The sequence below is a fragment of the Microcoleus sp. S13_B4 genome, assembly GCF_036700885.1.
Taxonomy (GTDB): domain Bacteria; phylum Cyanobacteriota; class Cyanobacteriia; order Cyanobacteriales; family Microcoleaceae; genus Microcoleus.
This window is the reverse complement of sequence record NZ_JAUBPU010000005.1, coordinates 54,891-68,240: the sequence shown is the minus strand read 5'-3', so window position 1 is coordinate 68,240 and position 13,350 is coordinate 54,891. Positions and strand designations below refer to the sequence as shown.

Here is a 13,350-nt window from a genome sequence, read left to right as displayed (position 1 = left end):
AGCCTCCAAATCTTCATTATCCGGGGCTTCCTGGTAACGAGAAGCGAACGATTAGCAATTAGCAGCAATTAATAATTACTTATTCTTTGGTTTGAAAATGTCTGTTAAACAATCACATTACGAGGCCTTACTAGCAGAGTACAGCGAATCTTCTGCCGCGATCGCACTGCTGAAAAAATATCGGGTTTACATGGAAATGATTCCGAGTATCCGCCGCGCCCATGATAGTTTAATTACCATTCCTTTGCCAATTGCGCGCTTACGGGACGGGGTTTCGTATGCGGGAAGAGGCGGCACTAGCATATCGCCCGGACAGGCAGTTTGTTTGCCCTGCGATTTGGCGATTTTGATGTGCGATCCTGAATGGAAAGTTAAAATTGGAGTGGAAATTTTGATTTTCATTCATCGTCCGGGCGAAGAATTTTCGGAGTTGCTCGGCCGCTGGCGACAGTCTCAGGTTTGGCTGGATAAAGGTTACGAATGGGTGATGCCGTACCGCTACAGACATATTTACAGCGATGAAGCTGAGGCTGTTCATCCGCTATTTGTTTTGTTTGACGAAACGCCGGAACTGATTCAACGGGGTTTGATGGCGGCTGGTTTGCCGTTTGTGGTGGAAAGTTTCGAGTCTGGGATTGAGGAAGTAGAGGAGGAAGAGTTTCTGGGTAGTGGGGAACTGGGAAGTATTGGTGAAGAGAGTTTTGATTTGTAGGGTGGGTGCGATCGCCTATAGCCATCCTATTACTGGAAGTAAACTAGATTTTTTTCAACGAACCGCAGAGGGCGCAGAGGGCGCAGAGAAAGAGAAGAGAGAAAAATATTGATGTTTGCCAATGCCGAATCTGGTTGTTATATGCAGAGGTTCAAAGATATTTTGGGTGGGAAAAGGAATGTTTACGCTCCACACGTAGATCGTATTTCAAACAGTCGAATTAATAGATCGCTTTGCTTGTGGCTCGCTCCAAAACCCATACCATCCCCCGACGGGGTGGAGAGATAAAATTTTAGACGAAAGTTCAACTCTCACATTCATCTGTGGAGTAAATTTAAAATCTACGATATACAATGGAATGGCCCCTATAGCTTGGTAGCAAACTTTGGCTTTCATGCTGGTTGCGTAGCCTAATGTAAAGTTGTAAGTTGAGATTTTGCCATTGATTATGATATCATCAGCCCATTTTATGGGGTGTTTTCATTTTATTGTATTTTAATATAGAATTTACTAAATGAACCGCAGAGAACGCAGAGGCGGGAGAGGGGGAGAATGAGCCAATTATAAATTTATATGAGTACAATTTTTTATTAAACAGGAGTTATGGAAATGAGATTGTTAAAATCCTGGCGTTTAGTTTTATTAGTTCTAGTTTTTGGGATGGGTGTAATTTTATCAAATTGCGGCACGCCCTCAAACACGGTTAGCAATAATTCTCCAACTCCGCTAACTCCTGCTGCGGTTCCGGCTGGGGCTTTAGTTTACGGTGCGGGCGGGCCGCCGGTCAATCTGGAACCGGGAAATATTACTGACGGGAATTCAGTTATTGCCATCGACCAAATTTACAATCGCTTGACTGATTTCAAACCGGGAACTGTGGAACTTGAGCCGAGTCTCGCTACTGAATGGTCAAGTTCTAAAGATGGTAAAACTTGGACTTTTAAGTTGCGTTCCGGAGTAAAGTTTCACGACGGCACGGATTTTGACGCGGAAGCTGTTAAGTTTAATGTGGAGCGCTGGTGGGATGCCAAAAATCCTAACGGTTTTCGAGAAGCGGGCAAGAATTATCCGATTTGGAAAGATTTTTTTGGCGGGTTTAAGGGAGATAAAAATTCTTTGGTAAAAGATGTGGCAGTTGTTGATAAATCTACAATTAAGTTTGTTTTAAATCAAGCTTTTGCTGCTTTTCCTTCGGCGATTGGGTCTGGTTATTTCGGGATGGCGAGTCCGGCGGCGGTGAAAAAAGCGGGTGCTAAATACGGCACTCCGGGGTCGCTGGCGGTGGGTACGGGGCCTTTTGTGTTTCAGGAATGGCGATCGGGCGATCGCATTGTTTTGGAAAAAAATCCGAATTATTGGAAAACTGGTACGCCAAAAGTCAATCAATTGGTAATTCGTTTTGTTGATGATCCGGCGGCAAGGCTGGCTCAATTGAGAGCGGGTCAACTTGATTTGACGGTCGATTTAACGCCGGATCAACTGAAAGAAGTTCAGGGAGATCCTAATTTAGAAGCTGTTGTGCGACCTTCTTTTAATGTCGGTTATTTAGGGTTAAATCCGAGTTACGAACCTTTATCAAAACCGGAAGTCAGGCGGGCGATCGCCCAAACAATTAACAAGCCAGCAATAGTTAAAGCTTTCTGGGGAGAACTGGGAAATTACGACTCGCAATTTATCCCGCCTGCGCTGAATTTGGCGGAGTCTGAGCGAGTTAAAGATTATGAATTTAACCCCCAGCAAGCTAAAGCAATGCTTGCGAAAGCCGGTTATCCGAACGGTTTTGATTTGGATTTGTGGTATATGCCCGTCAGCCGTCCCTATTTTCCCACGCCGAAGCCGATTGCTGAGGCATTTGCGGCGGATTTGAGCGCGATCGGGATTCGGGTAAAATTACTGACAAAGGATTGGTCTGCTTATTTAGCCGATCGGCTCAAACCTCCCGGATTTCAAGCTTTTATGATGGGCTGGACTGGAGATTATGGCGACCCGGACAATTTTTATTATCCTCACTTCGGGCCTGGTTCGACGGCCGATTTGGGAAATTGGAAAAATCCGAAAGTTCTGGAACTTTTGGATCGGGGGAGGGCGAGTGGGGATAAAGCAGCTAGGGCGAAAATTTATGCGGAAGTTAGCGAGATTTTACACGAGGAAGCTGTGCGTTTGCCGATCGTACATTCGCAGCCGCTTTTAGGGAAACGCAAGAATATTCAAGGTTGGATTCCGAGCCCTTTGGGGTCGGAGTCTTTTGAGGAAGTTAGTAAGTCTTGAAAATCGAGGATAATGTTCGCCCCTAAGCACTTTACATTATACTTATTCTTATTGCGATCTGATTTTGCTTAAGGCTTTGCGATTGCTTTTATTCGGTTCGCGAAAGCTAACACTCTCGCCATGAGAAATAGTTTGATCGGGTTTTAATCACAATGGTAGGGTTCGTCAGCCCATTAAAACTTATGAAAATTTAACAATTCTTCAAGCTGACGCACTCTACAAACTAAAATAAAGCCATGTTTCAATATATTGCCAAACGTTGGCTGGGACTATTGCCAGTCCTTTTCGGAATCACTCTGCTTGTATTTATATTTTTGCATTTGATACCGGGAGACCCAGCTACAGTGCTGTTGGGAGAACGGGGAACTCCCGAACAGGTGGAAATGTTGAGAGCGAGATTAGGTTTAAATCAGCCTTTACCTGTGCAATATTTGGCTTTTTTATGGAATTTGCTGCGCTTGGATTTGGGAAATAGTATTATTAGCGGTATTCCGATAATTGATGAAATTAGAAGTCGCTGGCCTGCTACTTTGGAATTGTCTGTGGTGGCGATGTTGGTGGCACTTTTTATCGGAATTCCGGCGGGGATTTTGGCTGCTGTTCGGAAAAATAGCTGGCTGGACAATCTAGCGATGAGCGGTTCGTTAATTGGCGTATCTTTGCCCGTGTATTGGTTGGGATTGATGTTGATTTATTTGTTTGCTGTTTATCTGAAATGGCTGCCTCCTAGCGGACGGATTAGTGTAGATTTGGGGTTTGGTTTTAAGTCGATTACGGGTGTTTATGTTTTGGATGCGTTGCTGAGGTGGGATTTGGCGGCTTTGCGGGATGCGATCGCCCATTTAATCCTTCCAGCTTTGACTTTAGGAACTATTCCTCTGGCGATTATAGCTCGCATCACTCGTTCTGCGATGCTGGAAGTGCTTTCTCAAGATTACATCCGCACGGCGAGGGCTAAGGGATTGCCGGAATATTGGGTGATTTTGAAACACGCTTTGAAAAATGCGTTTTTGCCGATCGTCACAACTATCGGTTTGCAGTTTGGCACTCTTTTAAGCGGGGCTATTTTGACTGAAACGATTTTCTCCTGGCCGGGAATTGGTTCTTGGATTTATAGCGGTATTCTGACGCGGGATTACCCAATTGTCCAAGGCGGAGTAATTTTTGTGTCTGTCAGTTTTGTACTCATTAATCTGGCGGTTGATATTTCCTATGCTTTTTTAGATCCGAGAATTCAGTACCGTTAATGAAAAGGAAATCAGACACGAAATGCTTGTTTAACATCCGGTCGCAGCAGGTAGTAAATGCTAGCCCCTGCAAAACCCAGAGTTAAAAAATTGACTGCTGTACCCCCGCTGCCAAACATTTTGACAATTTGCGCGAGGATGGCGATGATATGGACAATTAACGTTCCCGTCCAAGCCCAATTTCTTAGTTGAAACAAACCCCAAGTTAAGAGTAAGGAGAGGAGGCCTAAAATAAAACTGAGCGCCGCAAAAATTGCAATGAAGCTGCCGATTACAGTGCCAACTTTCGCCCCGCCGACAGCCGCACCGAGACCGCCAACAATGCCAGCAAAAAGTAAGATGAACAAGCCGTCAAGCAAACTGAAGATGCCGCTAATTAGCTGCAAGATTGCCAGAACTGTAACACTTTGAGGACGATTCATTGTTGATATTTTCCATTTTTAACGAATTTGAAAAATATTTTAACCTGTTGTGGACACCGGGCGGATATGTATTCAGGACTTACGCACCGCTACCCGTGAAACCGGGTTTATGAGAATAAGTGTGTCCATACTTTAGTCGTTGCGAGATTCGCACTGGCAGATCCCGCTGCGATCGCTATCACGAGTCTGCAATAACCTAGTGACGGTCGATCAATGTCAAATCCACCTTTGTTGCTGGTGAGAAGCGCACTCCTAGATCCCAAAAACAATATTATCTGCTAAAATATATTTTTATTTGCCAGCAGCCGGCAGCGATTCAGTTCGGGGCCACCTCTTTGGGATGAAAAAACTTAACATTATTTAATAATTTGCAAAGATTAGCTATAATTGTTTACAGGTGCTGGTTGGGGAACTTTTTTAAATTCACCCGATCGGATGAGTCTGAAAGACGATGCCAAGCATCAGAAAAAATTCTACCTTTAAAGGTAATCCTGAGATTAAATTAGGTGAGTCGGTATGATCGTTAGCCCCAAAAAGGAAACTGCTCAGGTCAAGGTGGAAGATACTCAGACTGTAGACACCAAGGCCGCAGACACCAAAATAGCAGATAAAAAAACCGCCCAAAAGCAGTCTCCGAAGAAACCCGCGCGCAAACCGCAGCGGTGGGCGATTGGGTTGGTTGCAGCCGGGTTGCTAGCTGTACCGACCACTATATATGTAGCAAAAAGTCGATCGCAGCCGAAAGTAGATGCGATCGCCACTATGACAGTGCCGGTGGAAGCGCAAAACCTCACGGTGCGGATCACGTCCAGCGGCACGGTGCAGCCGGTACAGCGCGTGAATCTCAGCCCCAAGGGTTCCGGCAGGATCGCAGAATTGTTTGTCGAACAGGGCGATAAAGTGGAAGCAGGACAGATTGTTGCCCGCATGGAAAGTCGCGATGTAGAAGCTCAACTAGCCCAAGCTAAAGCCCGCGAAGCCAGCGTGCGAGCAAAACTCGCCAAAATCGAAGCCGGGAATCGATCGGAAGACATCGCCAGCGCCCGAGCGCGCTTAGAGCAAGCCGAGGCCAGTCTGGCGCAAGTCCAAGCCGGCAGTCGCGTAGAAGAAGTTGCAGGAGCCAGAGCCCGCTTGCAGCAAACTCAAGCTGGCTTGCAGCAACTGCGAGCCGGCAGCCGCGTGGAAGAAGTCAGCCAAGGGCGAGCTCGTTTAGCCCAAGCTCAAGCTCGTTTAGCAGACGCTCAAACCGGCAGTGTCAAACAAGAAATTGCCCAAGCACAAACGCAAATTGAATCGAGTAAAGCTCAAGCTGAACTAACAGCTCAACGGGTGGAACGCAACCGACCGCTAGTGGAAGAAGGTGCTCTTGCTAAAGATAAACTCGATGAATTAATTAAAGAAAATCGTACTGCCCAAGCTAAATTAACAGAATCTCAAAGACGCCTGCAACAACTACAAGAAAATCGGCTGTCGCAAATTCAGCAACTGCAAGCTGCTGTGCAAGTCGAACAGCAAGCATTGAAGCAATTGCAAAACGGCACGCGATCGGAAGAAATTGCCAAAGGTGAGGCAGAAGTTGCCGAAGCTAAAAGCAAATTAGGGCAGCTAGAAAACGGCAACCGTCCAGAAGAAATCGCCAAAGCCGAAGCAGCAGTTGCTGAAGCAAAAAGCCAATTGGCGGCACAAGAAAACGGTTCTCGCCCGGAAGAAATAGCTCAAGCTAAAGCTGAATTAGAGGAAGCTCAAGCTCAAGTCCGCTTTCAAGAAGTGCAGTTAGAAGATACGAAAGTTCGCGCTCCTTTTGCTGGAATTATTACCCAAAGATACGCTATCCAAGGAGCTTTTGTAACTCCCGCAACTTCGGCCTCGGAAGCAACTTCGGCAACTTCGACATCGATTGTCGCTTTAGCTAGAGATGTGGAAGTTTTGGCTAAAGTCCCGGAGGCTGATATCAGTCAAATTAAACCGGGTCAGGAAGTTGAAATAGTCGCCGATGCTTATCCAGATAAAGTGTTTAAAGGCAAGGTTAAATTAATTGCACCCGAAGCTGTTAAGGAACGGGATGTGACGCTATTTCAAGTGCGAGTTGCCATTGCTACGGGCAAGGATTTCTTGCAATCGGGGATGAACGTAGATTTGAGATTTGTTGGTCAAAAGTTGAGCAATGCTTTGGTTGTGCCGACAGTGGCAATTGTGACTAATAAAGGTCAAACGGGTGTGCTGGTTCCCGATGAGAAACAACAGCCGAAGTTTAAGCCTGTTACGGTTGGCTCGACTATTGGTAACAAAATTCAGATTTTGGAGGGTGCCAAAGCGGGTGATCGCGTTTTTACCGAACTTCCTCAAGGTAAAAAATTAGAGGATATTATCAAGAATCAGAAATAGGGCATAGGGGATTATTTATCTCGCTCTCTTGTGTTTTCAAACCCGGAAATCCCCCCTAACCCCCCTTAATAAGGGGGGGACAAGAGCAGTCAAAGTCCCTCTTAATAAGGGGGGGACAAGAGCAGTCAAGATTCCTCTTAACAAGGGGGGACAAGACTATTCAAAGTCCCCCTTATTAAGGGGGATTTAGGGGGATCGAGACTCGACTACAAGCGAGATTTATTATGGGTTTAAATATTAAGTTGACACCAATAATCCCAATTCCCTAATCTAAAATCCAAAATCCCAAATCCAAAATCGACTTATGGATATTGTTGAAAGCGTCAAAATGGCCGTCACAACTTTGATGGCAAACAAGCTTCGCAGCACCTTGACGATGTTAGGAATTATCATCGGTAATGCTTCCGTAATTTCTATGATCGGTATCGGCGAAGGAGCTCAAACATTTATTGCCGGACAAGTTAACTCTCTGGGTTCAAATTTGCTATTTGTGATTCCCGGAAGTCCTGAAGCGCAAAGTCGCCCGGTGATTCCACCTCAGACATTGGTGTTGGAAGATGCCGATGCGATCGCATCTCAAGTTGCTTCTGTCAAAGAAGTTGCACCAACTCTCAACGACAGTCAACTCGTTACTTACCGCAATAAAAATGTTTCGTCTTCCATTGTCGGAACTACTCCCGAATTTCTTTCGGTAAGAAGCTTTGATGTTGCTCAAGGTCGATTTTTAAACAAACTGGATTTAGCAAGACAAGAAAATGTGGTTGCTTTAGGATCGGAAGCAGCAGAACAATTGTTTGGCAATACACAGCCGATCGGTCAATATATTCGTATCAAAAACTCTACTTTTCAAGTAATAGGAGTCATGCAGGGAAAAGGTTCTAGTTTTGGCGACAATCAAGATATGAACGTTTATTTGCCCTTGACAACAATGGTAAACCGGATTGTCGGTCGCTCGTCTCCCTACGGTACAAAGGTAACATTTATTTCGGTTTCCATTAAAGACGAGACTTTGATGAGAGCGGCGCAATTTCAGATAGAGAATTTGCTGCGACTGCGCCACAATATTACGAAAGAGGATGATTTTACTGTCCGAAATCAGAAAGATTTAATGAAGACTTTGGGCAGCATAACCGGTGCTTTGACGTTGATGTTGGCTTTCGTAGCGGCAATTTCGCTGTTTGTGGGTGGCATCGGGATTATGAATATCATGCTGGTTTCTGTTACCGAACGCACGAAGGAAATTGGGCTGAGAAAGGCGATCGGAGCTTCTCCGCAGGATATTTTGATTCAGTTTATGATCGAGGCTGTGATTTTGTCAGCAGCCGGTGGCGCGATCGGCACTGGGTTCGGTATCGGCGGCGTTTTTTTAGTGTCTGCGTTTACTCCCCTGCAAGCTAGTGTTTCCCCAGTGGCGATCGCACTTGCAGTCGGTGTTTCCGGCAGTATCGGCTTATTTTTCGGCATCGTACCTGCAAAACAAGCTGCTAAATTAGACCCGATTGTAGCATTGAGAAGTGCTTAATTAGTGTGTTGACTGTTGACTGTTCACTGTTGACGGTTGACTGTTGACTGTTCACGGTTGAGTGTTGATTGTTATCAAAATAACTCCTAACCAATAACCAATAACCAATAACAAACTATGAATTTTATTGAAAGCGTCAAAATGGCTGGTCAAACGCTACTAGCCAACAAAACTCGCAGCAGTTTAACGATGATTGGCATGATTGTCGGCAACGCCTCAGTAATTGCCATGATTGGAATTGGAGAAGGAGCTCAAAAATTTGTAGGAGGACAAGTTCAAGCCCTCGGTACAAACGTATTAATCGTGAGGCCCGGAGTTCCCAATGCTAGACGGAGTGCTATCTCAAATGCGCCTCAAACACTGATAGTAGAAGATGCTAAGGCGATCGCAACTCAAGTCCCGTCGGTTCAAGGCGTTTCCGCAGAACTCAACAGTTCCGAAATAGTTCGCTACAGCAACAAAAATGTCTCATCTCTAATTTTCGGCACAATTCCAGAATTTCTCACAGTCAGAAACTTTGAAATGGCTAAAGGGCGATTTTTGACGGATCTCGATGTCAGGCAAAACAATCAAGTTGTTGTTCTCGGTTCAGAATTGGCCGAGAAACTTTTGGGCAATGCTAACCCCCTCGGCGAACAAGTGCGAGTCAAAAATGTCAGTATGAAAGTAATTGGAGTATTGGCGCCAAAAGGGACATCTTTTGGTACGAATTACGATAACTCGGCTGTGGTGCCGATCGCCACAATGGCCAATCGCATTGTCGGGCGGAAATCTCCCTACGGTTTAGCTGTCACCTCGATATTCATTTCGATTAAAGATGAATCGAAAATGGACGCGGCTCAATTTCAGGTTGAAAACCTGCTGAGACTGCGGCACAAAGTTACTACCGAAGATGATTTTACGGTGAGAAATCAGAAAGATTTAATGGCAACAATGGGTGCCATTTCGGGGGCTCTGACACTTATGTTAACTGCTGTTGCCAGCATTTCCCTATTAGTAGGCGGCATTGGGATTATGAACATTATGCTGGTTTCAGTCAGCGAACGTACTCAGGAAATTGGACTTAGAAAGGCGATCGGCGCATCCCAACAAGATATCTTATTTCAATTTATTGTCGAAGCTGTAATTTTATCAGCCGCCGGAGGGATAGTGGGTACTTGCGTAGGTGTCGGCGGTATCTTGCTTGTAGGTAATTTCACGCCTTTGCAAGCTGGTATTTCGCCCGTGGCGATCGCCCTTGCTGTCAGTGTATCCGGTGCAGTTGGCCTCTTTTTCGGCGTTGTCCCCGCCCGCCAAGCCGCCAAACTCGACCCGATCGCAGCTTTGAGAAGTGCTTAATCAATATATACTTACTCAGTTACACAATCCGCACCTTTTATGAAGGTAAAAACTATATTGCTCTAAATATTAAAACAAACAGCTTTTTTGTAAAACTTTAACAAAGTTGCAGTATCTAAGGCCGTTTTAATGACTGTATTTTTACGTAGCTTCAGACCGCAAAAGTTCATAAAAAGCCCGTTAAATATTAAAGATTCAATAAAGCTGTTTTGTGGTGTTTACATCCCCACCACAAAGTTTAATATTAAGTCAGGGGTAAACACACCTAAGCATCTACCTACAGTACCAACCTTTCCACCTTAATCAAAATATCCAATCAATAAAGATGGCATCCCTGACCCCTAGTTCTAACTTTGACTATCTCGAAGGAACCACCCAACCAGACAGATTTAACGCCTTGGATGGCAACGACATCATTTATGCCAACAGCGGAGACGACTATCTCGAAGGCGATGCTGGCAAAGACAAAATCTGCGGCGACACAGGCAACGACACTATCACCGGCGGTGCAGATAATGACATCCTCTGGGGAGGCAAAGGCAGCGACCTCATGGCCGGCGATTCCGGCAACGACGCCCTCTACGGTGGCGCAGGTAGCGATACCATCAGCGGCGGCGCAGGCGATGATATATTTGCCATTGCTAAAGGCAGCGGGGGCCCAACTGTAGCTACAGCCGACTACATCGCCGACTTCGGCAACGGCAATGACAAAATTCGATTGCTAGACGGCCTCACCTTTGAAGATTTAAATATCCAACAAGGCACCGGAGTCAACAACAACAGCACCGTAATTCAAGACAAACTCACGGGCGAATATTTAACAGTATTGCCGGGAGTCAACAGCAGCACAATCAACCGCGACCAATTCACAAATCAGCTATCGGGAAACCCTGTCATCAAGTGGAACGGAGTCATGCTGAATGCAGTGCGGACAGCCAACACCCCGCCTCCCCTCGCCTCCCGCAACATGGCAATGGTTCACGCAGCCATTTACGATGCTGTTAACTCCATCAGCAAAAAATACACCCCTTACCTCGTGGAAATAGACCCACCCGCAGGTACATCAGCAGAAGCAGCCACCGCCGCAGCCGCCCACCGCGTCTTAGTCAACCTCTACCCAGCACAAGCAGTCACATTTGACGAAGCATACGCATCGTCTCTAGCTACAATTACCGACGGCAAAGCCAAACAAGACGGGATAGCCCTGGGACAGCAAGTTGCCGACCAAATTATCAGTTCCCGGAGCACAGACGGCATCACGAAAGTAGTGCAGTACACCCCCAAAACCGAACCCGGTAGTTGGGTGCCGACTCCCCCCGCTTTGGCCTCCGCCCTCGCGCCACAGTGGCGGGACGTGACTCCCTTTGCTATGACTAGCGGTTCCCAGTTCCGCCCGTCGGGTCCGCCCACCCTTGACAGCGCCAAGTACGCAGAGGAACTTAACTACGTCAAAGAAATCGGCAAAAGTGACAGCCTCACACGCACCCCAGAGCAAACAGTCATCGCCAAATTCTGGGCCAACGGCGCTGGGACGTTTACGCCTCCGGGTCACTGGAACCAAATCGCCGAAGAAACAGCGACTCTCACTGGTCAATCCTTAGAAGATAGCGCCCGCTTGTTCGCCCTGCTGAATATTGCCGAAGCCGATGCAGCTATTAGCTGCTGGGATGCCAAGTACCAGTACAACTCGTGGCGGCCGGTGACAGCTATCCGCCAAGCTGACACAGACAACAATCCCGAAACGACAGCCGACCCCCTGTGGACTCCGCTGCTAACTACTCCGCCGTTCCCTGAGTACACGTCGGGCCACAGTACCTTTAGCGGTGCTGCTGATCCTGTTATGAGTTCTGTATTTGGTTCGGATTACGCCTTTGGAGATCGGGGGGACAGGAGTGTCAACACTTTGCGAACCTTTGACAACTTCAGCGAAGCCGCCGACGAATCGGGCATGAGTCGCCTTTACGGAGGCATTCATTTCATGAGTGCTAACGTAGATGGTTTGAGTGCGGGTAGAAAGGTGGGGAACTATGTTATCCAGAATTTCTTAAAGGCTTAGGAAAGCTTTTTTGTGGGGTGGGGGCCGGTTTACGAGATTGCTGAGATGTTGCACCATTTTCAATAATCTTTTTATGAACAGGCTTTCCGGCCTGTCCCACAAGAAATCAACTCTTTGTGGAACAGGCCAGAAAGCCTATTGCTAATTATTCCAGCAATTCTACAGTGCCGAGATATCCGTCTACTCGGACTTTTTGACCGTCTCGCAAGCGAGTTGTCGCTTCGGGAATATTCATGACTGCGGGAATTTTGTACTCGCGAGCGATAATTGCTCCGTGAGATAGTTGGCCACCAACTTCGGCAATAATTGCTGTTGCTCCTAATAGCAGCGGCGCCCAACCTGCATCGGTGTATGGGACTACTGCGATCGCATTTTCTCCTAAATCTGTGCTCGCGGTGCGGCAAATCTTGACAAAGCCTTCGACACGACCGATACTCGCGGGAATTCCCTGCATAATATTAGTTGCGGATGTGGCAAGTTCGATCGCCCTTTTCTGAGAGTTTGGCAGCAAATTGCCGTAGACGACAGGGGGAATTGGGCGATCGCGATCGCCTGTTAGCCGATCGCGCCTTTCCCTAATTGTATCCTTAAAGGAAACACTCGCCCCGCTACGAATCCACTGCTGAATTTCCTCAAATTCCAGATAAAAAATATCCCCGCTTTCCTGAAACACCTGCGTAGCCAATCCGCAAGCTTCAATCTCCAAAAAAGTCCAGCGTAAATGAGCCAACAACCGCGCGTAAATTTCGCTAATTTCGTTTTTGACGAGCGCTCTTTCCTGACATTTATCTAGCCGCCACTTCTGCGAAAAATTCAAGCCTAATTTCCGCTTTTTGACTAAATTAACGTCGGCTTTTTGAGCCATACTTATTAGCAGTTTTTGGTAAACTTCCGGTTGTTCTCGCCAAGTAGGAACAGCGATATCCGTTCCCACCTCGCTCAAATATCCATAAATCTCAAGCCACTTTTCAAACTCTGCTTGTAAAGCCGGAGTTTCCGCAAATGTCTGTGCTAAATGTGCTACTGAAATAGTTTCCTCCGACTGCGAAACAGCAGCTTGCCGCAATTTATGAGCCAACTGCTGCAACGCTCGCACAGAAGCAATTTCAGGAGCGCTATCCTTGTCCAGCCATTCATCGGGAACCCGAAAAATTGCCTTGCGAATAGCCAGCCCGATCGGCCCTAATATATTGTAGTAAGTAATCGGTTTCAGCCACTCCTGAATTTGCTCTGCTCTCTCCAATAATTCCGTTAAATATTGATAATTGGGCATTGGGCATTGGGCATTGGGCATTAATATTTCTTCTTCCTTCTTCCCTCTTCCTTCTTCCTTCTTCCCTCTTCCTTCTTCCTTCTTCCCTCTTCCTTCTTCCTTCTTCCCTCTTCCTTCTTCCTTCTTC

At 46.5% G+C, this 13,350-nt stretch carries 9 protein-coding genes; 7 read left to right on the top strand and 2 right to left on the bottom strand.

Translation table 11 applies throughout. The annotated features are described in order from the left end of the window. Positions 1-97 precede the first annotated feature (97 nt). From QT994_RS05045 to QT994_RS05035, 3 genes are all read left to right on the top strand, one after another. Positions 98-712 (top strand): hypothetical protein, encoded by a 615-nt coding sequence (locus QT994_RS05045; protein ID WP_333049857.1) that lies wholly within the window; start codon positions 98-100, stop codon positions 710-712. 609 nt (positions 713-1,321) lie between these two features. Then, a complete protein-coding gene (locus tag QT994_RS05040; protein WP_333172266.1) occupies positions 1,322-2,980 on the top strand; it encodes an ABC transporter substrate-binding protein in 1,659 nt (552 codons plus the stop codon). 236 nt (positions 2,981-3,216) lie between these two features. After that, positions 3,217-4,227: an ABC transporter permease gene (locus QT994_RS05035; protein WP_333172264.1), complete on the top strand. Its 1,011-nt coding sequence runs from the start codon at positions 3,217-3,219 to the stop codon at positions 4,225-4,227. An 11-nt stretch (positions 4,228-4,238) separates the two neighbouring features. On the opposite strand, the gene QT994_RS05030 is transcribed toward QT994_RS05035, so the two are convergent. Next, positions 4,239-4,649, bottom strand: a complete 411-nt coding sequence (locus tag QT994_RS05030; RefSeq protein ID WP_333172262.1) for a hypothetical protein — start codon at positions 4,647-4,649, stop codon at positions 4,239-4,241. Between the two features lie 516 nt (positions 4,650-5,165). On the opposite strand from QT994_RS05030, the gene QT994_RS05025 reads away from it, so the two are divergent. The 4 genes from QT994_RS05025 to QT994_RS05010 all read left to right on the top strand — a co-directional run bounded on the left by QT994_RS05025 (position 5,166) and on the right by QT994_RS05010 (position 11,950). Beyond that, entirely contained in the window at positions 5,166-7,034 is a 1,869-nt protein-coding gene (locus QT994_RS05025; RefSeq protein WP_333172261.1) for an efflux RND transporter periplasmic adaptor subunit, read from the top strand. Positions 7,035-7,338: 304 nt separating this feature from the next. Then, positions 7,339-8,556 carry an ABC transporter permease gene (locus QT994_RS05020; protein WP_333049862.1) on the top strand — a complete coding sequence of 406 codons (1,218 nt, stop codon included), beginning with the start codon at positions 7,339-7,341 and terminating at the stop codon, positions 8,554-8,556. A gap of 117 nt (positions 8,557-8,673) precedes the next feature. Beyond that, the gene (locus QT994_RS05015; RefSeq protein WP_333172259.1) at positions 8,674-9,894 is read left to right on the top strand and encodes an ABC transporter permease; all 1,221 of its coding nucleotides are present in this window, start codon (positions 8,674-8,676) and stop codon (positions 9,892-9,894) included. Positions 9,895-10,219: 325 nt separating this feature from the next. Further along, complete coding sequence (locus QT994_RS05010) at positions 10,220-11,950, top strand: chemotaxis protein CheB (protein WP_333172256.1); 1,731 nt, start codon at positions 10,220-10,222, stop codon at positions 11,948-11,950. A gap of 145 nt (positions 11,951-12,095) precedes the next feature. On the opposite strand, the gene QT994_RS05005 is transcribed toward QT994_RS05010, so the two are convergent. Then, a complete protein-coding gene (locus tag QT994_RS05005) occupies positions 12,096-13,223 on the bottom strand; it encodes a PEP-utilizing enzyme (protein WP_333172254.1) in 1,128 nt (375 codons plus the stop codon). Between the last annotated feature and the right edge of the window lie 127 nt (positions 13,224-13,350).

Bases quoted from the DNA above. Each gene is read 5' to 3' on its own strand.
- QT994_RS05045 (WP_333049857.1), top strand. From the start codon at position 98: ATGTCTGTTAAACAATCACATTACGAGGCCTTACTAGCAGAGTACAGC.
- QT994_RS05040 (WP_333172266.1), top strand. From the start codon at position 1,322: ATGAGATTGTTAAAATCCTGGCGTTTAGTTTTATTAGTTCTAGTTTTT.
- QT994_RS05035 (WP_333172264.1), top strand. From the start codon at position 3,217: ATGTTTCAATATATTGCCAAACGTTGGCTGGGACTATTGCCAGTCCTT.
- QT994_RS05030 (WP_333172262.1), bottom strand. From the start codon at position 4,649: ATGAATCGTCCTCAAAGTGTTACAGTTCTGGCAATCTTGCAGCTAATT.
- QT994_RS05025 (WP_333172261.1), top strand. From the start codon at position 5,166: ATGATCGTTAGCCCCAAAAAGGAAACTGCTCAGGTCAAGGTGGAAGAT.
- QT994_RS05020 (WP_333049862.1), top strand. From the start codon at position 7,339: ATGGATATTGTTGAAAGCGTCAAAATGGCCGTCACAACTTTGATGGCA.
- QT994_RS05015 (WP_333172259.1), top strand. From the start codon at position 8,674: ATGAATTTTATTGAAAGCGTCAAAATGGCTGGTCAAACGCTACTAGCC.
- QT994_RS05010 (WP_333172256.1), top strand. From the start codon at position 10,220: ATGGCATCCCTGACCCCTAGTTCTAACTTTGACTATCTCGAAGGAACC.
- QT994_RS05005 (WP_333172254.1), bottom strand. From the start codon at position 13,223: ATGCCCAATTATCAATATTTAACGGAATTATTGGAGAGAGCAGAGCAA.